23 protein-coding genes are annotated in these 23,521 nt (G+C 60.2%); 15 read left to right on the top strand and 8 right to left on the bottom strand.

Going from position 1 to position 23,521, the window contains the following annotated elements; translation table 11 throughout:
* The first annotated feature begins 131 nt into the window (after positions 1–131).
* From ACWHRL_RS01575 to ACWHRL_RS01565, 3 genes are all read left to right on the top strand, one after another.
* Entirely contained in the window at positions 132–1,724 is a 1,593-nt protein-coding gene (locus ACWHRL_RS01575) for an antiporter (protein ID WP_447555086.1), read from the top strand.
* A 57-nt stretch (positions 1,725–1,781) separates the two neighbouring features.
* A complete protein-coding gene (locus ACWHRL_RS01570; protein ID WP_447555085.1) occupies positions 1,782–2,240 on the top strand; it encodes a universal stress protein in 459 nt (152 codons plus the stop codon).
* Between the two features lie 89 nt (positions 2,241–2,329).
* Positions 2,330–3,817, top strand: a complete 1,488-nt coding sequence (locus ACWHRL_RS01565) for an MFS transporter (protein WP_447894952.1) — start codon at positions 2,330–2,332, stop codon at positions 3,815–3,817.
* Between the two features lie 62 nt (positions 3,818–3,879).
* On the opposite strand, the gene ACWHRL_RS01560 is transcribed toward ACWHRL_RS01565, so the two are convergent.
* The 4 genes from ACWHRL_RS01560 to ACWHRL_RS01545 form a co-directional block, all read right to left on the bottom strand.
* Complete coding sequence (locus ACWHRL_RS01560; protein WP_447894951.1) at positions 3,880–4,200, bottom strand: carboxymuconolactone decarboxylase family protein; 321 nt, start codon at positions 4,198–4,200, stop codon at positions 3,880–3,882.
* Positions 4,201–4,282: 82 nt separating this feature from the next.
* On the bottom strand, positions 4,283–5,548 hold the full coding sequence (locus ACWHRL_RS01555; RefSeq protein ID WP_447894950.1) for a cation:proton antiporter: 1,266 nt from the start codon (positions 5,546–5,548) through the stop codon (positions 4,283–4,285).
* Positions 5,549–5,823: 275 nt separating this feature from the next.
* A complete protein-coding gene (locus tag ACWHRL_RS01550; protein WP_447894949.1) occupies positions 5,824–7,275 on the bottom strand; it encodes an NAD-dependent succinate-semialdehyde dehydrogenase in 1,452 nt (483 codons plus the stop codon).
* A gap of 23 nt (positions 7,276–7,298) precedes the next feature.
* Positions 7,299–8,714 carry an APC family permease gene (locus ACWHRL_RS01545; RefSeq protein WP_447894948.1) on the bottom strand — a complete coding sequence of 472 codons (1,416 nt, stop codon included), beginning with the start codon at positions 8,712–8,714 and terminating at the stop codon, positions 7,299–7,301.
* Between the two features lie 245 nt (positions 8,715–8,959).
* Between ACWHRL_RS01545 and ACWHRL_RS01540 the strand changes: the two genes are divergently transcribed.
* From ACWHRL_RS01540 to ACWHRL_RS01515, 6 genes are all read left to right on the top strand, one after another.
* The gene (locus ACWHRL_RS01540) at positions 8,960–10,378 is read left to right on the top strand and encodes an aminotransferase-like domain-containing protein (RefSeq protein ID WP_447894947.1); all 1,419 of its coding nucleotides are present in this window, start codon (positions 8,960–8,962) and stop codon (positions 10,376–10,378) included.
* Positions 10,379–10,431: 53 nt separating this feature from the next.
* Positions 10,432–11,085 carry a transglycosylase SLT domain-containing protein gene (locus tag ACWHRL_RS01535; protein WP_447527537.1) on the top strand — a complete coding sequence of 218 codons (654 nt, stop codon included), beginning with the start codon at positions 10,432–10,434 and terminating at the stop codon, positions 11,083–11,085.
* A 9-nt stretch (positions 11,086–11,094) separates the two neighbouring features.
* Complete coding sequence (locus ACWHRL_RS01530; protein WP_447894946.1) at positions 11,095–11,835, top strand: TSUP family transporter; 741 nt, start codon at positions 11,095–11,097, stop codon at positions 11,833–11,835.
* 101 nt (positions 11,836–11,936) lie between these two features.
* The gene (locus ACWHRL_RS01525) at positions 11,937–12,323 is read left to right on the top strand and encodes a hypothetical protein (RefSeq protein ID WP_447527535.1); all 387 of its coding nucleotides are present in this window, start codon (positions 11,937–11,939) and stop codon (positions 12,321–12,323) included.
* A gap of 230 nt (positions 12,324–12,553) precedes the next feature.
* The gene (locus ACWHRL_RS01520) at positions 12,554–13,672 is read left to right on the top strand and encodes an alkene reductase (protein ID WP_447894945.1); all 1,119 of its coding nucleotides are present in this window, start codon (positions 12,554–12,556) and stop codon (positions 13,670–13,672) included.
* 202 nt (positions 13,673–13,874) lie between these two features.
* The gene (locus ACWHRL_RS01515) at positions 13,875–14,471 is read left to right on the top strand and encodes a cell division protein ZipA C-terminal FtsZ-binding domain-containing protein (protein ID WP_447894944.1); all 597 of its coding nucleotides are present in this window, start codon (positions 13,875–13,877) and stop codon (positions 14,469–14,471) included.
* A 2-nt stretch (positions 14,472–14,473) separates the two neighbouring features.
* Here the strand turns inward: ACWHRL_RS01515 and ACWHRL_RS01510 are convergent, their stop codons facing one another.
* Both ACWHRL_RS01510 and ACWHRL_RS01505 read right to left on the bottom strand, forming a co-directional pair.
* A complete protein-coding gene (locus tag ACWHRL_RS01510; protein ID WP_447527532.1) occupies positions 14,474–16,063 on the bottom strand; it encodes an ABC-F family ATPase in 1,590 nt (529 codons plus the stop codon).
* A gap of 105 nt (positions 16,064–16,168) precedes the next feature.
* Positions 16,169–17,014 carry a sirohydrochlorin chelatase gene (locus ACWHRL_RS01505; protein WP_447894943.1) on the bottom strand — a complete coding sequence of 282 codons (846 nt, stop codon included), beginning with the start codon at positions 17,012–17,014 and terminating at the stop codon, positions 16,169–16,171.
* Between the two features lie 68 nt (positions 17,015–17,082).
* Here ACWHRL_RS01505 and ACWHRL_RS01500 point away from each other — a divergent pair, with 68 nt between their 5' ends.
* Positions 17,083–17,643, top strand: coding sequence for a gamma-glutamylcyclotransferase (locus ACWHRL_RS01500; protein ID WP_447527530.1), 561 nt, complete (start codon positions 17,083–17,085; stop codon positions 17,641–17,643).
* A 2-nt stretch (positions 17,644–17,645) separates the two neighbouring features.
* Here ACWHRL_RS01500 and ACWHRL_RS01495 read toward each other — a convergent pair whose 3' ends face one another.
* Both ACWHRL_RS01495 and ACWHRL_RS01490 read right to left on the bottom strand, forming a co-directional pair.
* Complete coding sequence (locus ACWHRL_RS01495) at positions 17,646–18,173, bottom strand: HPP family protein (RefSeq protein WP_447527529.1); 528 nt, start codon at positions 18,171–18,173, stop codon at positions 17,646–17,648.
* A gap of 106 nt (positions 18,174–18,279) precedes the next feature.
* Positions 18,280–18,573: a hypothetical protein gene (locus tag ACWHRL_RS01490; RefSeq protein ID WP_447527528.1), complete on the bottom strand. Its 294-nt coding sequence runs from the start codon at positions 18,571–18,573 to the stop codon at positions 18,280–18,282.
* 166 nt (positions 18,574–18,739) lie between these two features.
* Here ACWHRL_RS01490 and ACWHRL_RS01485 point away from each other — a divergent pair, with 166 nt between their 5' ends.
* From ACWHRL_RS01485 to ACWHRL_RS01465, 5 genes are all read left to right on the top strand, one after another.
* Positions 18,740–19,666, top strand: a complete 927-nt coding sequence (locus tag ACWHRL_RS01485) for a LysR family transcriptional regulator (RefSeq protein ID WP_447894942.1) — start codon at positions 18,740–18,742, stop codon at positions 19,664–19,666.
* A gap of 136 nt (positions 19,667–19,802) precedes the next feature.
* Positions 19,803–20,831, top strand: a complete 1,029-nt coding sequence (dctP, locus tag ACWHRL_RS01480) for a TRAP transporter substrate-binding protein DctP (RefSeq protein ID WP_447894941.1) — start codon at positions 19,803–19,805, stop codon at positions 20,829–20,831.
* A gap of 70 nt (positions 20,832–20,901) precedes the next feature.
* On the top strand, positions 20,902–21,399 hold the full coding sequence (locus ACWHRL_RS01475; protein WP_447894940.1) for a TRAP transporter small permease: 498 nt from the start codon (positions 20,902–20,904) through the stop codon (positions 21,397–21,399).
* Positions 21,396–22,673, top strand: a complete 1,278-nt coding sequence (locus ACWHRL_RS01470; RefSeq protein ID WP_447894939.1) for a TRAP transporter large permease — start codon at positions 21,396–21,398, stop codon at positions 22,671–22,673. Before ACWHRL_RS01475 ends, ACWHRL_RS01470 begins: the two co-directional genes overlap by 4 nt.
* A 262-nt stretch (positions 22,674–22,935) precedes the next feature.
* On the top strand, positions 22,936–23,496 hold the full coding sequence (locus ACWHRL_RS01465; protein WP_447894938.1) for a M15 family metallopeptidase: 561 nt from the start codon (positions 22,936–22,938) through the stop codon (positions 23,494–23,496).
* Positions 23,497–23,521 lie beyond the last annotated feature (25 nt).

Here is a 23,521-nt window from a genome sequence, read left to right as displayed (position 1 = left end):
AAGAGGTAGGCTGTTGATTTTGCTGACATTCAGGGCCATTCCCAGCCTCCCCTCGCGCGCGTATCTTTCCCTTATCGGTGAGCCGCTATTGGTTCGACGCCAGGTAATGGTTTACGCAAAGGGGAACCATCATGACCAAGAGAAATGCCGACATCGTCACTTGGGATGTCGAAGACGAGCGCTTCTGGGAGCAGCAGGGTAAACACGTTGCCAACCGCAACCTTTGGATCTCCATTCCAAGCCTGCTGGTCGGGTTTGCGGTGTGGATGATGTGGGGCATGATCACCACCCAAATGCAGAACCTGGGCTTTGCGTTTTCCGTCGACCAGCTCTTTACGCTTACGGCACTGGCGGGGCTTTCCGGGGCGACGCTGCGCATTCCCGCCTCGTTCATGATTCGCATTGCCGGCGGGCGCAACACCATCTTTTTGACCACGGCGCTTTTGGCCATTCCCGCCGCCGGTACCGGCCTTGCGCTGATGAACCCGGATACGCCGTTCTGGATCTTCCAGGCGCTGGCGCTGCTTTCCGGCATCGGCGGCGGTAACTTCGCCTGCTCGATGAGCAACATCTCGACCTTCTACCCCAGCAAGCAGCAGGGTTACGCATTGGGCATGAACGCGGGGCTGGGTAACTTCGGCGTCACCACCATGCAGATTTTGATTCCGCTGGTGATGACCGTCGGGCTCTTCGGGGCGCTGGCCGGCGGCCCCATGGCACTGGAAAGCGCCAGCGGCACCTTGATCGGGCGTATCGAGGCCGGCACCGACACCTGGATTCAAAACGCCGGTTTCGTTTGGCTGGTGTTGCTGGTGCCGCTCGCCTTTTTAGGCTGGTTCGGCATGAACAATATACGCACGATCACCCCCAACCCGGGCGCGCCCCTCACCGCCTTTGGCAAGATTCTCGGACTTTACGGTGTGGGCCTTCTGACCTCGATCCTCGGCATGCTGGCGCTCGCCTGGCTCAACATGTGGGTGGCCCTGCCGCTCACCATCGTGTTGACCCTGGTCCTGCTGCGCCTGATACCCGGCAACATCAAGCCCAATATCCAGAAGCAGTTCGCGATCTTTTCCAATCAGCACACCTGGGCGATGACGATTCTCTACATCCTCACCTTCGGCTCCTTCATCGGCTTTTCGGCAGCGCTGCCGCTGTCGATCAACGTGATCTTCGGCAACATGATGGAGAGCGCCGCCGACGGGAGCCTGGTGCGCGTGGTCAACCCTAACGCCCCGAGCGCCCTCACCTGGGCCTGGATAGGGCCGTTCGTCGGCGCACTCATTCGCCCGGTCGGCGGCTGGATCTCCGACAAGGTGGGCGGCGCTATCGTCACCCAGATCATCTCCGCGGTCATGGTGGTGGCCTCCATTGCCACCGGCTATGTGATGATGCTGGCCTACAACGCCACCGACCCCAATGCGTTCTTCTGGCTCTTCCTTTTGCTTTTCATCGTGATGTTCGCCGCCAGCGGTATCGGCAACGGCTCCACCTTTCGCAGTATCGGGGTGATCTTCGATGCGCAGCAGAAAGGCCCGGTACTCGGCTGGACCTCGGCCATCGCCGCCTACGGCGCCTTCATCGCCCCCAGCATCATCGGCGCGCAGATCCAGGCGGGCACCCCGGAGCTTGCCATGTACGGCTTTGCCGTCTTCTACGCCGTTTGTCTGGGCATCAACTGGTGGTTCTACCTGCGTCAGGGCGCCAGCATCCGTAACCCTTAACCCTTAACCCCGGAGCCCGGCTCCGGGGCTTTTCCCTACCCCCCAGCGGGAGGACTCATGAAAATAATGCTCGCTTACGACGGTTCGCGAAACGCCAAGCTGGCGCTCGCTCAGGTGGTGAACATGTTTCGCTGCAACCAGCCCTTGATCACCCTGGTGGGGGTGGCCGAAAACCCGCTCGATGCCACCGACCATAACGAAACCCTGTTTCAGCAAGCCCACGCGCAATTAAAGCAGCACTTGGAAGAAGGCGTGGCGTTCGCCACCGGCGAAGGGTTTCAGGCCGAGCAGCTAATGGCCGAAGGCGATGCGCGCAAGATGCTGCTCGCCGCCACCCGCAAGCTCGCGCCGGACCTTTTGGTCATCGCGCGCCACAGCCATCAGCCCGACGGCGGCATCATCGCCAAGTCGTTGACCTACTTCGTCGACGAACTCGACTACATGACCTTTGGCAGCGTCAGCTCGTTTTTGGCGCGCCGCGCCGAGTGTCCGTTGTTGATTCTGCCCAGTCCCTGACGGGCTCTCCTCTTCACCTGGCCAGCCCATACGCTAGCCAGCCCATGAGCCGCGGCGATCCCGCGCGTCGAATACAGGACGAAATGGCCATGAAAGTATCTGCCGTTTTCAAATTCAAAAGCCCCGAGATCCGGGCGCTACACCTCACCTGGATCGCGTTTTTCATTACCTTTTATGTCTGGTTCAACATGGCGCCGCTGGCCTCGAGCATGCTCAAGAGCGTCGATTGGCTGACCCAGGACGATCTCAAGCTGTTTGCGATCTGTAACGTCGCGCTCACCATCCCGGCGCGCATCATCGTCGGCATGATGCTTGACCGCTTCGGCCCCCGGCGCGTGTTTTCCGTGTTGATGGTCAGCATGTCGGTACCGGCACTGGCTTTCGCCTTCGGCAACAGCATGACGCAATTGCTGGTCGCTCGGCTGGTGTTAAGTTCGATTGGCGCGAGCTTCGTGGTGGGTATTCACATGACCGCGCTGTGGTTCAAGCCGAAGGATATCGGCTTTGCCGAAGGGTTCTACGCCGGCTGGGGCAATTTTGGCTCGGCGGTGGCGGCCATGTCGCTACCGACGATTGCGCTCTCGATGTATGGCGGCCCGGACGGCTGGCGCTGGGCAATCGCCCAAAGCGCCATCGTAATGGCGGCCTATGGCGTTTACTACTGGTTCGCCATCACCGACGGCCCGGACGCCGCCGCCCACCGTAAACCGCGCAAAACCGCCGCCATGGAGGTCAGCTCCTGGGCGGACATGATCAAACTCATCGTCTGGACCATTCCGCTGGTCGGCGTGTTGGCCGTGCTCGTCTGGCGTATCCAGGACATGGGCTATCTGCCCATGAGCGGCGCGGTGGCGGCGTACCTGGTGATCGTCGCGATCATCATTTATCAGATCGTGCAGATTTTGCGGGTCAATCTACCCATTTTGCGCAAGGGCGTACCCGAGGATGACAAGTACCCCTTCAATAGCGTGGCCGCGCTCAACACCACCTACTTTGCCAACTTCGGCGCGGAGCTTGCCGTGGTGTCGATGCTGCCGCTCTTTTTCGAGCAAACCTGGGGGCTCAATGCGGCCACGGCCGGGTTGATCGCCGCTTCGTTCGCCTTCGTCAACCTGGTGGCCCGGCCCATGGGCGGCATGGTGTCGGATCGCTTAGGCAACCGCCGCTTCGTCATGCTCTGCTACATGTTCGGCATTAGCGTTGGGTTTGCGCTGATGGCGCTGCTCAATGCCAGTTGGCCACTGATCCTCGCGATCATAGTGACCATCGCGACGTCGATTTTCGTGCAGGGGGCGGAGGGCGCCACTTTTGGCATCATCCCCTCGATCAAGCGGCGTATCACCGGGCAGATCTCCGGCATGGCCGGCGCCTATGGCAACGTGGGGGCGGTGGTGTACCTGACGATCTATACCTTCGTGACGCCCACGCAATTTTTCCTGATCATCGCGGCGGGTGCCTTCATTAGCTGGCTGGTGTGTCTGGTCTGGCTCAAGGAACCCGAGGGCGCGTTCGCCACCGAGTACTATGTGTCCTCGGTCGACCAGGCACTCGAGGAGCAGGGCCGCACGGCCACTTGATGCTTTACTGACCATGCACCTCACGTTTCGGCCGAGCCTTGCGCTCGGCCGAAACGTTCGTGCTACTCGTCGTCGGTGATATCGGTAATCCAGGTGAGCGCGGCCACGGCGGCGGGAAAGCCGATGGTCGGCACCGCCAGCATGGCGGCCTGCTTGAGCTCTTCAGCGCTTAGCCCCTCTTCGAGCCCACGGCGCACGTGGGAGTGCACCGCGCCTTCGGAGCGGTTGCCAATGGCAAGCGCGAGTTTGACCAAGCGTAGTTCGCGGCCCTCTAACGGCCCGGAGTGCGAGCACGCCTTCCCGAGTGCGGCGTAGGCGTTCCACACCTCGGGGTATTCACCGGCCACATCGCCGGCGCCGGAGGGAAGCTTCTCTGACGTCATGACGCGTCTCCTTATACAGTGATTGTGAACTCATTATAGAAGCCCGTTTCAGTGTCGCCAGAAACACTGTTGGTCGCCCGCGTTACGCGCGGCTGAAAAAACGAATCACCCTGCCCATGGTCAGCCCCTGCACGGCAATCGAGAAGATCACCACGCAGTAGGTCAGCGTTAGCGCCAGGTCGCGAAACTCGCTTGCGGGTAGTGACAGCGCCATGGCCACCGAAATACCGCCGCGCAGCCCGCCCCAGGTCAGAATCGGAATGGCGCCTTTCGACTGATCCGTCAGCTTGCCAAGCGGGCCCAGGATACTGGCGACACACAGCAAACGCGTTCCCAGCACGATGACGATCGCAAGTCCTCCGGCCACCAGCCAGTCACGCTCGATCGGCAGCACCAGAAGCTCCAAACCGATCAGTAAAAACAGCACCACGTTGAGGATTTCATCGATCAGCTCCCAGAAGGTGTCGACGTTGTCGCGCGTTTTATCCGACATGGCGAACAAGCGTCCGTGGTTACCAATGAACAGCCCCGCGACCACCACGGCGATGGGCGCCGACAAGTGCAGGCTATCCGCCAGGGCGAACAGGCCCATAGCCAAGGCGAGGGTGATCAACACCTCGACCTGGTAGTTATCGACCCGCTTGAGCATCTGGTAAACCAGGTAGCCCGCCACTGACGCCAACAGCACCGCCCCGCCAACCTCCTTAAGGAGTAGCAAACCGATGGCCGCAATATCGATAGAGGACTCGACCGGCACCTCTTCCCCGCCCATGGCGCCCAGCCCGGAAAGGCCCAAAAGCACCAGAAAGACCACCACGCTCAGGCCATCGTTAAACAGCGACTCGCCGGCGATTTGATTTTCGAGCTGCCTGGAAACGCCGACGGACTTCATGATACCCACCACCGCGATGGGGTCGGTCGGTGAGATCAAGGCGCCGAACACCAAGGCATACAAAAAGGGCACGGGCAGCTCCAGCCACCCCAGCACCAGCCAGGTCAACGCGCCGATAATAAAGGTCGACATCACGTTGCCCACCACGGCAAGCAGCGCGATGGTCAACCACTCTTCCCGCAGGTGGTCGAACTTGACGTGTATGGCCGCGGCAAACAGCAAAAAGGCCAACATGCCATGAAGCACCACCTGATCGAAATCGATCCGCTCCACCAGCGCCGCTGCCTGGCCGTGCAGCCCCGCCGTGTAGGGCGTGACGATAATCAGCAAAAGCGACGACACCAGCGCCAGCAGCATGACACCAATCGTCGTCGGCAGCTTGATATAGCGATAGTTTAAGTAGCTCGAGACGGCGGCGAGCGTAATCAGTACGCTCACCAGGGAAAATAGACTCATCGGGACTCCTGATAAATAAAGCGGCGGTATCGATAGGGCGCGGCGGGCGGACCCGGCACCTTTTAGGGGCGTTACTGTAGCCCTAAAACGCGCAACCCGCCGCAAGCAAGCGCTTGCGGCGGGCAGGCCGTAAAACCTCGGGCGACGTATCAGCCAATGGCAGGCACTCAGGGGATGCGATTTAGAAACCGCCCTCGCCCTGAACTGGCTCGATGACGCTGGCCACGTGCCGGTTTTTGAGCACGTTCAGCGCCTGATGGGTCATTGACGACGCCTTAAAGCCCACCGACGCAGACGTATTTCAACTCGGTAAATTCTTCGAGGCCGTGGTGGGAGCCTTCGCGGCCAAGGCCGGACTCCTTCACGCCGCCAAACGGCGCCAGCTCGGTGGAAATCAGGCCTTCGTTGACACCGACCATGCCGTACTCGAGCGCCTCGAGGGTGTGCCAGATGCGCCGGTAGTCGGTGGCGTAGAAGTAGGCCGCCAGGCCGAACGGCGTATCGTTGGCCATTCGGATCGCCTCTTCATCCTGAGTGAAGCGGAACACTGGCGCGACCGGGCCAAAGGTTTCTTCATCGGCTACCGCCATCTCGGTGGTGACATCCGCCAGCACCGTGGGCGTGAAGAAACGCTCGCCGGCCGCGTGGGCCTGGCCGCCGCACAGCACCCGGGCGCCCTTTTGCTGGGCGTCGTCTACGTGGCGCTGTACTTTATCCACCGCGGCCTGGTTGATCAGTGGGCCGATCACGCTGCCCTCCTCAAGGCCATCACCCACCTTCAGGGCTTTCACCCGCTCGGTGAGCTTACTGATGAACGCATCGTAAATGCCGTCCTGGACCAGAAAGCGGTTGGTACACACGCAGGTTTGCCCGGCGTTGCGAAATTTCGAGGCGATCGCGCCGTCCACGGCGGCGTCCACGTCCGCATCATCGAACACGATGAACGGCGCGTTGCCGCCCAGTTCCATGGCGGTTTTCTTCACCGTGCTGGCGCACTGGGCGAGCAGGCGCTTGCCCACCGGCGTGGAGCCGGTGAACGACACCTTGCGCACGCGGGAATCCGTAGTAAGCACCTCGCCCACGTCTGCCGGTTTCGAGGCCGTGACCACGTTGATGGTGCCGGCGGGCAGGCCGGCTTCCAGGCCCAGGTAAGCCGCGGCGAGTGCGGTGAGCGGCGTGGCTTCGGCGGGTTTGATCACCACGGTGCAGCCAGCAGCTAGCGCCGGGGCGCACTTGCGGGTGATCATCGCCAGCGGGAAGTTCCAGGGCGTAATCGCGGCGACCACGCCGACCGGCTCGCGCAGCACCATCAGGCGCTTGTCGGCGCCGTGGCCTGGCAGGGTTTCACCCGCCATGCGTTTGGCCTCTTCGGCGAAGAACTCGATGAACGAAGCGCCGTAGCCCACCTCACCCTTGGCCTCGGCCAGCGGCTTGCCCTGTTCCAGGGTCATCAACCGTGCCAGGTCGTCGGCGTGTTCATTGATCAGTTCGAACCAGCGACGCAGCAAGGCTGAGCGCTGTTTGACCGGGGTGGCCCGCCAGGCGGCGCCGGCATTGTAAGCGGCGGCCACGGCATCCGTAGTGTCATCGGCGCTCAATTCGGCCACCCGGGCGATGGTCTCGCCGGTGGCGGGGTTGTCGACGGCGAAGGTTGCGTTGCCCTTGCGCCACTCGCCGCCAATCAGCGCCGGTACGCTGTCGCTCAACCACTGTTCGATAAAGCTCATAAAGTCTCCTAAACGCTTGAAAATTAAAGATCGCCGAGCATGTGCTGGTCGCTGTAGGCGCGCCCGTAGGTGCGCAGCGAATGGATATAAAGCGCCACGCCAAGCAGCGACCAGCCGGCGAAGATGACCCACTCGGCGCCGCTTAGCGCGGAGGGGCTGCCCGGCATGTACAAAAACGCCATGCCGACGGAGAGCAAAATCGCCAGCACGCCGCAGGGCAGCCCGAAGCTCACGCGAAACGGGCGCGGCATGTCCGGCTCGCGCAGGCGCAGCACGACGAAAGAGATCGCCACGAACAGGTAGGCGATCACGATGCCAAGCCCGCCGGCGTTGACGATCCAGACCAGCGCCGGGCGGCCGAAAAACGGCGCCAGACACGAGAGAAAGCCCATCATGAAGATGGCGTTGGTCGGGGTTTTATAGCGCGGGTGCAATTTGGCGAACGCCTTGGGCAGCATGCCCGCGGTGGCCAGCGCGTAGATGGCGCGGGAGCCGCCAATGTAGAAGGAGTTCCAGCTGGTGATGATGCCCGCGATACCGGCCAGTACCATCAGGTTGCTCGCCCAGGGGGCGTTGAACAGCGCGCCCATGGCATCCGGCACGCTCAAGCTCGCCCCCTCAAGCGCCACGTTATCCAGCGACAGACTGGTGGCCAGAATGATCAGCGAGTACCACGCCACGGCCAGCAGTACGGAGACCATCAATACCTTGCCGATCGCTTTATAAGGCAGGTTGATCTCCTCAGCCGCCTGGGGGATGACGTCGAAGCCGACGAACAGAAACGGCACCATGACCAGCACCGTCACGATGCCGGCCATCACACCGGTCTCATTCGAAGCGAACAGCGGCGACATGTTCGCGGTATTGCCCTCGAATAAAGCGCCGGTAATGAACATCACGCCCACCAACAAAATCAAGCCGGTGACGACCTTTTGCAAAAGTGCGGCGGTGGTTACACCGAAGTAGTTGATCATCATCATGGCAAGCGAGCCACCCACGCCGACCGCGACCCAGGTCGCCTTGACCTCCCAACCGCCGATGGTCCACAGGTGGCCCACGGCGTAGTTGGGCGCAATATGCTCGACCACGGTGGGAAGCGCCACGGCCTCGAACGCCACCACGCTCAAATAGCCCAGGATGATCGCCCAGGTGCATAAAAACGAGGCGCCGTGGCCCAGCGCCCGGTAGCTATAAACGTGTTCGCCGCCCACCTTGGGCATGGCCGAGGCAAGCTCGGCGTAGGTCAGCCCGACCAACAGGATCGCGATGCCGCCCAGGATAAACGCCAAAATGGCGCCGACGCTTCCGGCGGACTCAATGGCGGTGCCGGTCAGAACGATCCAGCCCCACCCGATCATGGCCCCGAAGGCCAGCGCCAGCACGTCCCCACGTGCCAACACGCGAACAAGCTTTGCCTGTTCAGGAGTCGATGTCGTCATGATGCAAATATCCCAGCAGTGGTTGGTTGTTGTATGAGCGTGGCAGGTTGTTATTGAGCGCCGCAATGCAGACCCGGGCCGCGTGGCCAAGCCCTGGCATGGGCTTTAGTACACGCTAGCAGGGCCGGCCAGCTACGCGAATGGACCACTTTCGGGTTTCACTGGACCACTTTGCGCTAATATGCGATAACGCCTCGACTTTAGGGCCACTACGCTTTTTACTCGCAAGCGTTGAAGGAGCGTCAATGGAGCAAGAGAAGATGCTCGCGCAGTTAACCGCGCTCTTTCGGTCCCAGCCGGAGCGGCTCAACAAGCAGGTTCGTATCGAGCAGGCGCTGCGCCAGGCGATTGCCCAGCACTGGCGCCAGGGCAGCCGCTTGCCGCCCCACCGGGCGCTTGCCAAAGCCGTTGGCTGCGCGCGCCAAACCCTGGCGCAGGCGGTCAATACGCTGCTTGGCGAGGGGCTTCTCAAAACCGCTCACGGCCAAGGCACCTGGGTGCGCCGGCATCCTCCGGCCCCCGCGCCCTCGACGCTTTCCACGCCGCTTTCAAAACGCGCAAGCCAGGTATTGAGCGCGCCGGGGTCGAGCAGTATTCAAAACGGCTCCTTCATGCCCGGTATTCCGGATATCGCCCAGTTCCCCATGCGCCGCTGGCGAAAGCTTTATGAAAGCGTCACGGTATCGCAAAACGCGCTGCTGCTTTCCTACTCTACCGGTGGGTTTGGGCCTTTAAAGCGCGCCATTCGCGATTTTTTGGCGCGCTGGCGCAACATCGACTGCGACGTGGACCAGATCATCATCACCGATGGCACCCATAACGGCATCGAGCTTTGCGCCATGGCGCTCACCGACGTGGGCGATACGGTGGTCATGGAATCACCCTGCTACTGGGGGGCGCGCAACGTTTTCACCGCCGCTGGGCTCGATATCGACCTGCGGCCCTGGTATCCGGAGCACGGCTACGACTTCGACGGCGCATCGAAGCCCGTCGCCCTTGCCTACCTGACCGGCTCCCATCACTACCCGCTGAGCATGCCCGCGAGTGCCGCGCACAAGGAGCGCTTGTGCGCGGCGCTCGACCCCGCTTACGTGCTGGAGGACGATTACGAGTTCACGCGAGACGATCACCCTGAGCTTTTGTTCGAACCCGGCTCTTCGCGGCATTTGCTGGTAGGCTCGTTTTCCAAGATGATGTTTCCCGGCCTGCGCTTGGGGTATCTGATAGTGCCTCGCCATCTGGCCGCGCCGATGAACCGGCTGCGCAGCGAGCTCTTTCGCGAAGGCCGCATGCTCGACCAGGCGGTACTCGCCCAGTTCATGTTCGATGGCAGCCTGGACAGCTGGTGCCGGCGTATACAGCGCGACTACCTGGGCCGACAGCAAGTCTTGCACGACCAGCTTTGCACACTGCCTCGGGTCGAGCGGGTATCGCCGCCCAGCAGCACCCTTAGCCTGTGCATCGAATTCGAGCCCGGCGTCGACGACGTGGCCATTGCCCAGGCGCTTTTTAAGGAGCACCTGATCGCGCGCCCGCTAAGCCCGGTGTGTGCCAAAGGGGACACCCGCTCGGGGCTGGTGATGGGCGTCGGCATGCTCTCCGGCGAAACGCTGACCCGAGAAGTGCAGCGCCTGCGCCACCGGCTGGCGGCGCTCTTGCGCTAAAGGTAGCCCCCCAACAACCGATAACACCGCATACGGATCAAACAGGAGACTTCATGCGCCACCCTAGCGGCTTTACCGGACACGCCCGGCGTCTTTGGGCACTGTGTGCCCTGCTCATGCTCTCGGGCTGCGCCACCTTCGCGCCCAACCCGCCGCAAAATCAAAGCAACGTGTGCGAAATCTTTCGCGAACAGCCCAGCTGGTACGACTACGCCCGCGACTCCGAAAACCAGTGGGGCACGCCGATTGCGACGCAAATGTCGTTCATTCAGCAGGAGTCCTCGTTTCGAAGCCACGTTCGGCCAGACCGTAAATACTACCTGGGCTTCATACCAGGCCCCCGCCCTTCTTCCGCCAAGGGCTACGCCCAGGCCCAGGACCCGGTATGGGGCGAGTACCGCGACCAGGCCGGTAGCCTGTTTGCCCGGCGTACCCACATGAAGCACGCCACGGACTTCATCGGCTGGTACAACGCCCGCACCCGCGCGCAAACCGGTATTTCGCTGAATAACCCGGAGCACCTCTACTACGCCTACCACGAAGGCGCCGGCGGCTATAAGCGCGGCACCTACCGAGGCAAGCCCCATGTGCTGCGCGCCGGGCGCCAGATCGCTGAACGATCGAGTCGCTATCAGGCCCAGCTCAACGCCTGCGAGGCGGAGTTTCAGTGCCGCAAGTTCTATCAGGTATGGCCTTTCTGCCGCTAGGGACGTCGCATGACATTATTGATGGGCGCCGTGTTCGCCGGCGTTGTGTTTTTGACGTCGCTCTTGTCGGGCATTTTCGGCATGGCCGGCGGGCTGGTGCTTTTATGGTTTCTGCTGCTGGTGTTTCCCGCCGCTTCGGCCATGGCGGTTCACGGGGTCATTCAGCTCACCGCCAACGCCTCCCGCGCCTGGCTTTCGCGGCGTTTCATCAATTGGCGAGTGGTCGCGTTGATGGCCGCGGGCGTGGCCGGCGCGGCGGGGCTTTTGCTGCTTTTCGACTACAGCCCCAACGCCGCCACGGTATCGCTTTTGATCGGCCTGCTGCCGGTGCTGGTGTGGATCCCCAAGCGCTGGTTCTCGCTCAACGCCAACCGCGCAAGCCACGCCCTGGCGTGCGGTCTCGCCTCCGGGGGCTTGACCATTGCAGCGGGGGTGTCCGGCCCGTTGATCGATATCTTCTTCGTGCGCTCGAACATGGACCGCCGCGAAGTCGTCGCCACCAAGGCGATGATTCAAGTAATCGCGCACAGTATCAAGATTCTCTTTTACCTGGGCTCGGCGCTGGCGCTTGGCGCCGGAGAGTGGGCCGTGGTCCTGCTCGCCACGCCCTTTGCGCTTTTGGGCACCCAAACCGGCACGCGCATTCTGCACCGGCTGACCGATGCCAACTTTCGCGCCTGGACCCGCTGGATCGTCACCGCCATCGGAGTGTTTTACCTGATCCAGGGGCTTTACCTGCTGGCGGGCTAGCCCAAGCCGCGCGTTTGACACCGACACGGGCGCACGCTATCTTTTTATCCAAATACAAATGAGAAACATTTTATTTTAATGAACCGCAATGGAGCGTCAGCATGAAAAGGTGGAGTGCCCCCCAGCAGCCGCGCCAACTTCGCCACACCGTGCTCTTTTTGCGCACCTCGTTCGAAGCGATGCAGAACGCCATCGTAGTGCGCCTCGAGGACCCGCTGCCCTGCTGGCTGGATACCCATACGCTCTCGATGCTCGCCAGTGAGCTCAAACATGCAAGCCACGCGGCCAAATCGAGCCTGCCGCCGGATGCCTTCACCCAGCTCTGCGTGGCCTCCACCCAGTGCGAGCTGTTGCTGAAACAGTGCCCCGGCGTTTTAAGCAGCGCCGTGTGCCACCGCCAACTCGGCGCGATCGTCACTGCCCTTACGACCGCCCTTGTGTATATGGCCGCCCCCGCGCCTAAAAGACACTGGTTCTGGCCGTCCTGATACCGCGTTAGCCAGACACGCACCGTGCCGCCGGGCGGGTATTTAACGCCCATGCACTATTCATTTTTTTCAGACACGCTCGAAACGGTTTTTCAGACACGCTCGAAACCGCGTCAGGATTAGCCCATCCAATAAGTGCATCGACCCTCATATAAAATCGTAATTGGCGCTTAGTAGTAAACTGGTCTATTCTCACCTGACACTATTTGATCGCAAGAAGGAGTTTGCTCATGGCGTTCGAGACACTACTCGCCCCTACCCAGCTTGGCAGCCTGCCACTTCCCAACCGGGTCATCATGGCGCCGCTCACCCGGGCGCGTACCCCGGACAGCGTTCCCGGTGAAATGCAGCAGGCCTACTATGGCCAGCGCGCCGGTTCGGGTTTGATTATCTCTGAGGCGACCAATATCTCGCCCACTGCGCGGGGCTATGTGTATACCCCGGGTATCTGGACCGACGAGCAAGAAGCCGGTTGGAAAAACGTCGTCGACGCGGTGCACGCCAAGGGCGGACGCATTGCCATGCAGCTCTGGCACGTTGGGCGCGTTTCTCACGAAATGGTTCAGCCCGAAGGTCAAGCACCGGTTGCACCCAGCGCCTTGAAAGGTGAAGGCGCCCAGGCCTTTGTCGAGTTCGAGGATGGCAGCGCCGGCCAGCACCCTGCAAGCACGCCGCGAGCGCTCGAGACCGACGAAATCCCCGGCATCGTCGAGGATTACCGCCAGGCGGCCGTTCGCGCCAAGCGCGCAGGCTTTGACATGATCGAAGTCCACGCGGCGAACGCCTACCTGCTCAACCAGTTTCTGGCCACCGGCACCAACAAGCGGGACGACCAGTACGGCGGCTCGGTCGAAAACCGTGCGCGCTTCCCGCTGGAAGTCGTCGATGCCGTCATCGAGGTGTATGGCGCCGACCGCGTGGGTATCCGCCTGACGCCGTTCATCGAGATCTTCGGTCTGACCGACGCCGAGCCCAAGGAGATGTCTTTTTATCTGGCCGACGAGCTCGCCAAGCGCGGCCTTGCGTATATTCACTTGAACGAGCCCAACTGGGCCGGCGGTGACGCTGAGTTCCCGGACGGTTTCCGCGAGCAGATGCGCGAGCGCTTCAACGGCAGCATTATCTACTGCGGCCACTACGACGCCGAAAAAGGCGAGGCGCTGATCAAGAGTGGTAACGGCGACCTGGTGGCCTATGGTCGTCCCTATATCGCCAACCCGGACCTGGCCGAGCGCTTCCGGGTCAACGCGGCGCTCAACGAGCCAAACCACGACACGTTCTACGGCGGCGATGAAAAAGGCTACACCGACTATCCGTTTATGGATAACGGCCATGACCGCCTCAAATAAGCGTCGCTTTATGATAGGTTATTGACGTTTATAAAACGTACTTGATTGATCCAAAGCACCACTCACGTGGTGCTTTTTTTATATCCTCCCGCCTGTAAAGCCTGCTATTTTCACCTACCTTATCGATAAGGTTTTAGGACGCCCATCGTCAAGGGTTGATTAAGAGCGTCCCTAATGTTGGTACCAGGCTCAGGGTGATAAAATGGACACTGTTTCCCTTCCCGTAGGATTTGCGCTTTTTTCGCTGCTTCTCGGCGTGGTCGCTATCGCGATTTTCGCTTATTGGGCGCTGACGAAAAAACGCCGCATCAAAGCACCCAGGGTCGCGCCGCCGACCCAACCGCCCCGTGCGCAAGCGTCTCAAACCGCCGCGCCCACGGCGCCCACCCCGGCGGCGAATAGAAAAAAGCAGCACTCGCTGTTCGTCATTTTCGCCCAGCCAGACGTGACCACCGACGAGCGCCTCACCGAGTGGCTACGCGGCAAAAACGCCCGGTTCGACCCGCTCAAAAAGGTGTTTTTGATCGACGGGCAAAAGCGCACCAACCCGATCGTCGTCGCCAATGCCTTTCCCCCGGGGGAGATGCCGGACCTATTGCGGGGCGAAACCGACGGCACCATTCGCGGGGTCAGTTTGCTGGTCAAGCCGCCCATTCATCGGCGACGCAACCAGCAGATGCACGTTTACGTGGCGCTGGCCAAGGAGATGAACGACACCTTCAAGGGCGATATTCTCGATAGCGAACAAAACCCTGTCTCGGAAGCGACCTACCAGCAAATACTGGGCGAAACCCAGTAGGGTTAGACGACGCCTTGGCTTTTCAGGTAGTCGTCGTAGCTGCCGCTGAAGTCGATGATTCCCTCGGGCTGCATATCCAGAATACGCGTGGCCAAACTCGACACGAACTCCCGGTCGTGGCTGACGAAAAAGAGCGTGCCGGGGTAGTTCTCGAGCGCCAGGTTGAGCGCCTCGATGGACTCCATATCCAGGTGGTTGGTGGGTTCGTCCATCAGCAGGACGTTGGGGTTGGTCAGGGTCAACTTGCCAAACAGCATCCGGCCCTGCTCGCCGCCGGAAATCACCTTCACCGACTTGCCGATATCGTCGCTTGAGAAGAGCATACGGCCAAGCGCACCGCGCACTACCTGCTCGCCGCCTTGCGTCCACTGGCCCATCCACTCGAACAGGGTGGCATCCTCGGCGAAGTCCGCCGCGTGGTCCTGGGCGAACACGCCAAGCTCGGCGGCGTCGGTCCACTTTACCTCGCCGCTGTCGGGTGCGAAATCGCCGGACAGGGTCTTCAAAAGTGTGGTCTTGCCGATGCCATTGGGGCCGATGATGGCTACGCGCTCGCCGGCTTCGACCCCCATGGAGAAGCGCTCGAACAGCGGCTTGTTGCCATCATAGCCTTTGGTGATCGCCTCGACGTTCAGCGCATTACGGTGAATCTTTTTGTTCTGCTCGAAGCGAATGAACGGGCTGACCCGGCTGGAAGGCTTGATGTCCTCGAGCTTGATCTTGTCGATCTGGCGCGCCCGGGAGGTGGCCTGTTTGGCCTTGGAGGCGTTCGCCGAGAAGCGGCTGACGAACTGCTGAAGTTCGGCGATCTGGGCTTTTTTCTTGGCGTTGTCCGCGTGCTGGCGCTCGCGGGCGGCGGTGGCCGCGGTCATGTAGTCGTCGTAGTTGCCCGGGAACAGGGTAATCTCGCCGTAGTCCAGGTCCGCCATGTGAGTGCAGACGCTGTTCAGGAAGTGGCGATCGTGGGAGATGATCACCATGGTGCTGCTGCGCGCCTTGAGCATGTCTTCCAGCCAGCGGATGGTGTTGATATCCAGGTGGTTGGTCGGCTCGTCGAGAAGCAAAACGTCCGGATCGGAGAACAGCGCCTGGGCGAGCAGCACGCGCAGTTTCCAGCCCGGCGCTACCTCGCTCATGGGGCCGAAGTGCTGCTCGATGGGGATCCCCAGGCCCAACAGCAGCTCGCCGGCGCGCGCCTCGGCGGTGTAGCCGTCGAGCTCGGCAAAGCGCACCTCGAGATCCGCCACGGCCATGCCGTCCTCTTCGCTCATTTCGGCCATCGAGTAGATGCGCTCGCGCTCTGCCGCGACTCTCCAGAGCTCAGCATTGCCCATGACGACGGTGTCGATCACGCGCTCGTTTTCGAACGCGAACTGATCCTGGCGCAGCTTACCCAGGCGCGTGCTGCTATCGAGCATCACTTGACCGGCGGAGGGCTCGAGCTCGCCGCCGAGAATCTTCATGAAGGTCGACTTGCCGCAGCCGTTGGCACCGATCAACCCGTAACGGTTACCGTTGTTGAATTTGACCGAGACGTTTTCAAACAGGGGCTTGGCCCCGAACTGCATGGTGATATTGGCGGTGGCGATCAAGAGGAGCCCCTGGTTGATGATGAGTGCACACGTGCGCGCATTAAAGGCTCGCGATTCTACGCGCTCTCACCGCGTCTGGCACTACCGTAACGCGCCCAGCACGCTTTAGGGCAGCGTTAGCAAAACCCGGCCTTCATCCAGCGCCTGACGCAGCCGCGTGTGCAGGATCGCCACGATGCCTTCGTGCTCACCGGCCAACTGTGTGGTGACCACCTTGAGGTTTGGATGGCGCGCCTGGGCGGCGCGGCAGATCTCGGCGATATCGCCGTCTTCCCCGGCATGGCGCCCGGGGGAGAGGAATAAAAGCGCCACCACCACGGTGGCACTATTAAACCTATCGCTTTTTAAAAGATGCTCCAAAAGCGGCTCGTTAAAGCGGTATTCGTCGCCTTCGCGGCGCTCCATGGAGGCCGGCGCCACGCAGGCGGCACGCTCGCCCAGCACCGCGCCGAGCTGGCCCGCCAGGCGGTTACGCACCGCGGTGACCTCGAAGACCGGGCTGCCGTGATCCACCAGCACCACGCTGGGTGGGGCGCCTTCGGGCATTGTCTGGAGGACGTTATCGGCCAATAAATGCGCCAAGCGCAGGTCGTTGTCGCCCTGCTCGTCCACCAGCGGCAGCGCAACGCGCACCCGTACGTTTGGAAAGCGCGCTTGCAGCTCGCCCATGCGTTTGGGCAGGTAGTCGGTCAGCGCACGGCTTGCGCCGAAGAAAAACGGCAGCACGATGATCTCGCGGGCCCCCGCCTCGGCGCTTCGTTCGGCGGCCGGGCCCAGCGTCTGCGCCGCTACGCCGCCGAGCGCCTCGGCATCCACCTTGTTGGAGTGCAATAGCGAGGCGGGCTGGACCGTCTCGCCCAGCCGTTCGCTGAGTGCCCCCGCCACCCGGCGCAGGTTGAGCGTTGCCGCCGGGCGCAGCGAGCCGTTATCGACCAGGAAAATCGCGCGCATGAAAGCCTCCCAAAGAGCGTTTCAGGCCATGTTACCATGGCCGTTTACCGACTTTTTGTGGCGATTTCATGTTGATAGATACCACCGCCGTTAACCAAAGCCGCCGCCCCTTCGATGACAACGGTGACATCTGGCTATTCGGTTATGGCTCGCTGATCTGGAAGGCGGACTTCCCCTTTCTGGAGCGGCGAAGCGCCTTTATCGAAGGCTTCGAGCGCCGCTTCTGGCAGGGCTCCCACGACCACCGCGGAACACCTAGCGCGCCTGGCCGGGTAGCCACCCTGGTACCGGTAGAAGGCGCGGTCTGTCACGGTATGGCCTACCGAATTACCGAGGAGACCCTGGCACCGCTCGATCATCGGGAAAAAAACGGCTACCTGCGCGAAATCACCCCACTGCACTTTGCAGATGGCGGCGAGGTCCAGGGACTTGTCTATATGGCGACCGACGATAACCCGGCGTTTTTGGGCCCCGCGCCGCTTGACGCCATGGCGCGCCAAATTGCCGCCGCGGTGGGCCCCAGCGGCCCCAACCGCGACTACCTGGTCAATCTTGCCCAGGCACTGCGCGAGCTGAACGTAGAAGATGCGCATATCTTCGCGCTGGAGGAGCAGCTCAAACGATTTTGAGACTACCAGTAACGCGGGTAACGGCGGTGGCGAGCCAGGTTATTGACCAGTATCGCCACGACCAGCATGACCACGCAGCCCATGCCGATCGGCAACAGCGGATACCACCACCCCATCTGGTGCACACTGCTCCCGCCGCCGACCGCGATCAACGCCGCCGCAGCGCCAGGCGGATGCACCGTATGAGTCAGTTGCATGACCAGAATGGAGAGCGACACCGCCAGCGCCATGGAGACCGGCGTAGCACCCAGTACCTGGTAGCAGGCAACGCCCACCCCGGCTGAGAGAACGCTGCCAAACAGCACATGGCTTGGCTGGGCGAAGGGGCTTTCCGGGGCGGCGTAGATCAGCACCGAGGTCGCGCCGAACGACCCCACGATCAAAAGCTGCTGGCTAAGCCACTCGGCGCTGAGCCAGCAAATCAGGGCCATACCGCAGAAAGCCCCGATCCAGGACCAGAGTGCATCCTGCCAGCCTACCCGGGCACGTTTGAAAGGCTCCCCGCGCATTTTGCCTAAATACGTTTTCATCACACTCACGCACGCACTAAATGAGTGCGAATAATCGCAAAATGTACTCAATAAGCAAGTGGTGATTGATCAAGATCGAATGAATTTCATTCAACCAGACCCGACACTACATCATCAGCCACGAGAGGATGAAAAGCGCGATCAAGGTTTGCACGATACCGCCAATGATCGAACCGCGCAGAAACGACTTGATGCCGCCCCATAGAATCAGCAGACCAATGATCAGCACGGCAATGCTGAAAAAGGAGTCGTTGATACCAAGTGAACGGGTCAGGCCATCGATGAAGTCGCCAAACGCGCCGAAGAAGTTGCCAAAAATGCCCAGCAGGAACTCCACCACCACGCGAATTGCATCGCCGATGGCCTCGCCTACTCCGTCGAAAAATCCGTTTGCCTGCATGCGCGTCGTCTCACGTGGAAAGAAGTCCGGCATTGTCGGTTAAAACGTTTATCAGGGCAAAGCATGGGTACTACAAAGCAGTCGACTCTCCAGCACTCAATCTTGCTTTGAGCCTGGTCTGCTAAACTAGATTTCCTCTCATTTATGCTTTATCGGGTGATGTTTCATGCTCAACCAGCGCGCGCTCGTCTATTTGAACGAGGTCATCCGCCGAGGCTCACTGCGCCGAGCGGCGGCACATCTGGATGTTGACCCTTCCGCTCTTAGCCGCCAAATAAAGGCACTAGAAGAGACGCTTGGCAGCAAACTTTGCGAAAGAGCCGGCAGCGGTATGCGTGCCACTCAAGCAGGACAACTGCTCGCCCAGCATTTCAATACGCAGCGCGCTCAGGAAGAAGCGGTTCTCTCTCGGTTGACCGCGCTACAAGGGCTCTCTCACGGCAACGTACGTATCGCAGTAGGGGAAGGATTCATCGCTGACCTTATCGCCAAGCCGTTGGGCGAGTTCATGAATGCGTTCGAAGGTATCAACGTGGATATCCGCATGGCCGGCGTCAACGAGGCCGTCTCGCTTCTGAAGGATTACGAGGTAGATTTAGCGCTTTTATACGCTCCGCCCGTCGACTCGGCGCTTTATTGTCATGTGGAGACGCGTCAGCCGCTGGATTTGATCGTTCCGCCGAACCACCCGCTGTGCGAACTCGAGCGCCCCTTAACGCTGGTGGATCTCAGCCCTTGGCCGCTTGGCCTCATGGACAATCCTTTCGGTATGCGCCAGATGGTCAATATGGTCGAACAGCTAGAGCGTATCCACCTCGAGGCGCGTCTCTATACCAACTCTGTGGCGGTACTCAAAAATTTCGTACGCTCGAATATTGGGGTCACCTTCATGCCCGAACTGACCGTGGTGGATGAAATCGAGCGCGGCGAGATCGTTACGCTGCCCATGCAGTACCCATTGATGAACGACGCCCGCGCGCAAATCGTGAGCCTCAAAGGCCATGAACTCACCGTTGCCGCCGCAACTTATCTTGATCACCTTCATCTCGGCATGCGCTTTTTCTCGAATGACGCGCCACGCCTGTTGCCTTAAAAACAACGCTTCAGGTATTGCATAGTCAACACTTCAATGCCTAACCTAATTCTGAGGTTCGATCAATAATAAATAGGTAATCCATTACCTGCTCACAACGATCTGATCATTATAAATTGAAGACAGGAGATCCCTTATGCTGCGTTTCACACCGAACCGCCTTGTTAGCGCCTGCCTGCTCGGTTCATTGGCCATCGCAGGCAACGCACTTGCTGCCACGACCATCAACCTAAGCTATAACGGCGCCCCGGACCCGGAAAAAAATGCGGTGCACGTTTTCGCCACTAACCTGAAAGAGCTGGTGGAGGAACGTACCGATCAGGAAGTAGAACTGCGTCTTTTCGCCAACAGCATGTTAGGTGACGAAGAAGAGCGTATGGAACAAACGATGAATACGCCCATGCTCAACATTGCCTCTTTTGCGGGCATCTCACCTTTAGCGGACGAACTGTTTGTTAGCGCGATCCCCTTTTTGTTCGAAGATTTTTCAGACGCTCGCCGCTTTTTTGATGAGGGCACCTACTGGAAAGCTTTTAAGGAAGAATTCAGTGAGCGCACTGGGGTAGAGATGCTCGCGGTGGTCGAGGAAGGCGGCTTTCTCTCCTTCACGAATAGCGAACGACCCATCAGTCATCCGGACGACTTCGAAGGTCTACGTTTTCGCGCCATGGACCCAAGCCAGGTAGCACTTTACGAGTCCTTTGGTGCCTCAGGCACACCGATACCCTGGACGGAAACCTACATGGCACTGCGTACCGGCGTAGCCAACGGCCAGATGAATCCGCCGATGTACATTATCCTGGGTAGCCTTTACGAAGTGCAGGATTACCTGACACTGGCCAATATCCAGTACTCCGATCAGTTTCTGGTAGGCAACAGCGCCATGATCGATAACTGGGACGATGAGCTTCGTGAGACTTTCATGGAGGCGGTCGTCGAGGCGAACCAGAACGCGCGTGAAAGCAATGAAGCGCAGGTCGAATCACGTATCGCCTACCTTGAAGAACAAGGCATGCAAGTAATTCGCCCATCTCAAGAAGAGCTTGAAGCGTTTCGTGATATCGGCCAACCCGCTTATTTTGAGTGGCTGGAAGAGCGCGGCATCGAACAGCGCTGGATCGACATGGCGCTCGAGGATGCAGGCGAAAGCGGCACGGCACAGTAGCCAGTAACTTTTACCGCTTTAGGGGCCAGCAACCGCTGGCTCTTTTCCGAAAGCCTGCCGGAGCGATGCCATGCTAACCACCTTACGCCAGCGGCTGCTTACGATAAGCCGCCCCGTTACCCTCACGTTGGCCGGCGGTTTGCTGGCGATCAACGTTGTCATTATTTTATACGGCGTCTTCGCGCGCTATATAGCAGGCGGCGCACCTATATGGACTGACGAGCTCTCGCGTTTTCTTATCATTGCCACCGTGATGCTGGCAGCCGGAGCAGTATGGACGGAAGGTGGGCATATGCGGGTAGCGTTACTAGAGCGTCTGTTACCCGCCCCCTTTTCAAAAGGGCTCAACCTCTACCAATGGGTAGTGACACTGTTAATCGCCTTGGGTGGTGCCTGGATAAGCTTTCGTTACGCACTTTCCCCATCAGTAGGGCTTTTCAAAACGTCCGGCTTGGGGATTAGCCGCTCAGTGCCGCTATGTTCTCTAGCCATTGGGTTTGCACTGCTCGCCTGGCACGTACTTCTTTACGGGCCCGCACCGCTTAAAACCGTGGAGGATAACGCATGATTCTGACCATGCTGGGTGTCTTTCTCGCTCACGTGCTGCTCGGGCTGCCACTTTTCATCGCACTTTTAGTCACCGCTTTGACCGGGTTCCTATTCGTTGATCCCTCTATGATCTTGCGGATGATGCCCCAGCAGTTTTTTGGTGGCATCAATGTCTTCTCGCTGATGGCGATTCCGCTTTTCATCCTGGCGGGCAATCTGATGAATGCCAGCGGTCTCACCGAGCGCTTGATGGGCTTCGCCCGGCTGATCGTTGGGCACCTGCGTGGCGGCATGGGGCATGTCAATGTGGTGTCGAGCGTCTTCTTCGCTGGCGTGAACGGCTCGGCAGTAGCTGATACGTCCGCGCTGGGTTCGCTGCTGGTCCCGGCCATGGAGAAAGAGGGATACTCCCGTGCCTTCGCCGCTGGTCTGACAGCGGGCAGTTCACTGATCGGGCCCATCATCCCGCCTAGTATTTTCATGATTCTCTACGCCTCGCTCACCAATACCTCGGTAGGCGACCTGTTCCTCGCGGGTGTCGTGCCCGGTCTACTGCTCGGCTTGGCCTTTATGGGTATGAACGCTTGGTATGCTTGGCGCCACGGTTTGACCACAAACGGCCGTCTGCCCACTTTGAAAGAGTTGAGCGTAGCGTTCGTAGCCGCGTTGCCAGCGCTAATTGCCCCGTTCATCATCGTCGCAGGTATCGTACTGGGTGTGTTCACGCCGACCGAGTCGGGGGCACTGACGGCTCTTTACGTTGCGCTTTGCGGTGCGGTATTGGGCGGGCTGCGGCTGCGCCACTGCTGGCAAGCCATCAAAGACACCGCCCGACTTACTTCAGCGATCTTTTTGATCATGGCCGCATCGTCCATCATCAGTTGGCTGCTCTCCTACGCGCAAGTGCCGACGCAATTCGTCGACCTTCTCTCGCCTTACGTGGATAACATGGTCGTCATCTTGTTATTGCTTAGTGCGATAACCTTCATCACGGGCATGTTCATGGAGGAGGTGTCGGCACTAATGCTGCTCACGCCCATCTTTTCGCCGGTGGCAATGATGGCGGGCATCGACCCGATCCATTTGGGCGTGATCATCACACTGAACATCACCATTGCGCTGATCACCCCGCCACTGGGAGCGTGCGTGTTCGTAGCCGCCGCCGTGAGCCGGCTGGAAATCGTCTCTCTATTCAGGACGATCTGGCCTTTTGTTCTCACCGCCGTGGCCGTACTGCTGCTATTGATCGTGTTCCCTCAGCTCACGCTTTGGCTGCCCACCTATTTTGGATAACACCGTGTTGGATGAAAAAGCGTTGCACACGAACCCTTTGAATAAAACCTTGGCCAACAAGACAGAGCCACTAAGTAACGAAGAGTGGCGGGCATTGCCGCCTATCCCTCACTATCCCGCGCCAGACTGGGATCACGTCAACAGGCTCTCGATTCGGGACAATGGCGAACGGCTACTGCCAATGAGCCTGGCGCCCGCTCCCATCCGAGTCTTCCCTGCCTACGCGCGTTTGGGTATTCCTGGCGCGATTGATGAGTGTTTCGTGCGTGAAGGAGTTTACCGAGCGCTAGTGGCCGCTGCGCGGCGCCTGCCCAGCGGGCTGGGGCTGATCGTTCTGGATGGCTGGCGCCCTTGGCGAGTGCAGCAGTATCTGTTCGAAACGCTGCAGCTGGCAATCCGTGATCGTTTCCCCGACCTCGACGAAAAGGCGCTCCTAATGCGCACCCGAGAGTTCGTTTCCCTTCCCAGTCAAGACGCCGCGGCGCCTAGCCCGCACCTCACTGGCGGCGCAGTGGACGTTACCTTATGCGACGCGGACGGCGTACCGCTCGACATGGGTACGCTGTTCGACGAGGCGATCCCCGCCTCACATACTGCCTACCTCGAGCGCTCCCTTGAGCACCACTCACTCGATGCCCGAGATCATCGGCGCCTGCTTTACCACATCATGACCGAACAAGGATTCACCAACTTACCGAGTGAATGGTGGCATTTCGACCGAGGCGATCAACTATGGGGGCACTATCAAGGGCAATCCGAGGTGACTTACGGCTCGGCGGCGCTGGATACGATCGAGAACCGCTGGCGCCGCCAGTTAGGCTAAGCCTTCACGAACACGGCCCAAACCC

The sequence above is a fragment of the Vreelandella sp. GE22 genome (genome assembly GCF_968212445.1).
The sequence above is the reverse complement of the archived record's forward strand: the minus strand, read 5'-3'. Positions and strand labels throughout refer to the sequence as shown.

Coding starts and splice junctions, on each gene's coding strand:
- ACWHRL_RS01570 (WP_447555085.1), top strand. CDS start 1,782: ATGAAAATAATGCTCGCTTACGACGGTTCGCGAAACGCCAAGCTGGCG.
- ACWHRL_RS01545 (WP_447894948.1), bottom strand. CDS start 8,714: ATGACGACATCGACTCCTGAACAGGCAAAGCTTGTTCGCGTGTTGGCA.
- ACWHRL_RS01475 (WP_447894940.1), top strand. CDS start 20,902: ATGCTAACCACCTTACGCCAGCGGCTGCTTACGATAAGCCGCCCCGTT.
- ACWHRL_RS01515 (WP_447894944.1), top strand. CDS start 13,875: ATGGACACTGTTTCCCTTCCCGTAGGATTTGCGCTTTTTTCGCTGCTT.
- ACWHRL_RS01520 (WP_447894945.1), top strand. CDS start 12,554: ATGGCGTTCGAGACACTACTCGCCCCTACCCAGCTTGGCAGCCTGCCA.
- ACWHRL_RS01500 (WP_447527530.1), top strand. CDS start 17,083: ATGTTGATAGATACCACCGCCGTTAACCAAAGCCGCCGCCCCTTCGAT.
- ACWHRL_RS01540 (WP_447894947.1), top strand. CDS start 8,960: ATGGAGCAAGAGAAGATGCTCGCGCAGTTAACCGCGCTCTTTCGGTCC.
- ACWHRL_RS01490 (WP_447527528.1), bottom strand. CDS start 18,573: ATGCAGGCAAACGGATTTTTCGACGGAGTAGGCGAGGCCATCGGCGAT.
- ACWHRL_RS01535 (WP_447527537.1), top strand. CDS start 10,432: ATGCGCCACCCTAGCGGCTTTACCGGACACGCCCGGCGTCTTTGGGCA.
- ACWHRL_RS01560 (WP_447894951.1), bottom strand. CDS start 4,200: ATGACGTCAGAGAAGCTTCCCTCCGGCGCCGGCGATGTGGCCGGTGAA.
- ACWHRL_RS01525 (WP_447527535.1), top strand. CDS start 11,937: ATGAAAAGGTGGAGTGCCCCCCAGCAGCCGCGCCAACTTCGCCACACC.
- ACWHRL_RS01530 (WP_447894946.1), top strand. CDS start 11,095: ATGACATTATTGATGGGCGCCGTGTTCGCCGGCGTTGTGTTTTTGACG.
- ACWHRL_RS01485 (WP_447894942.1), top strand. CDS start 18,740: ATGCTCAACCAGCGCGCGCTCGTCTATTTGAACGAGGTCATCCGCCGA.
- ACWHRL_RS01505 (WP_447894943.1), bottom strand. CDS start 17,014: ATGCGCGCGATTTTCCTGGTCGATAACGGCTCGCTGCGCCCGGCGGCA.
- ACWHRL_RS01575 (WP_447555086.1), top strand. CDS start 132: ATGACCAAGAGAAATGCCGACATCGTCACTTGGGATGTCGAAGACGAG.
- ACWHRL_RS01565 (WP_447894952.1), top strand. CDS start 2,330: ATGAAAGTATCTGCCGTTTTCAAATTCAAAAGCCCCGAGATCCGGGCG.
- ACWHRL_RS01470 (WP_447894939.1), top strand. CDS start 21,396: ATGATTCTGACCATGCTGGGTGTCTTTCTCGCTCACGTGCTGCTCGGG.
- ACWHRL_RS01555 (WP_447894950.1), bottom strand. CDS start 5,548: ATGAGTCTATTTTCCCTGGTGAGCGTACTGATTACGCTCGCCGCCGTC.
- ACWHRL_RS01495 (WP_447527529.1), bottom strand. CDS start 18,173: ATGAAAACGTATTTAGGCAAAATGCGCGGGGAGCCTTTCAAACGTGCC.
- ACWHRL_RS01550 (WP_447894949.1), bottom strand. CDS start 7,275: ATGAGCTTTATCGAACAGTGGTTGAGCGACAGCGTACCGGCGCTGATT.
- dctP (WP_447894941.1), top strand. CDS start 19,803: ATGCTGCGTTTCACACCGAACCGCCTTGTTAGCGCCTGCCTGCTCGGT.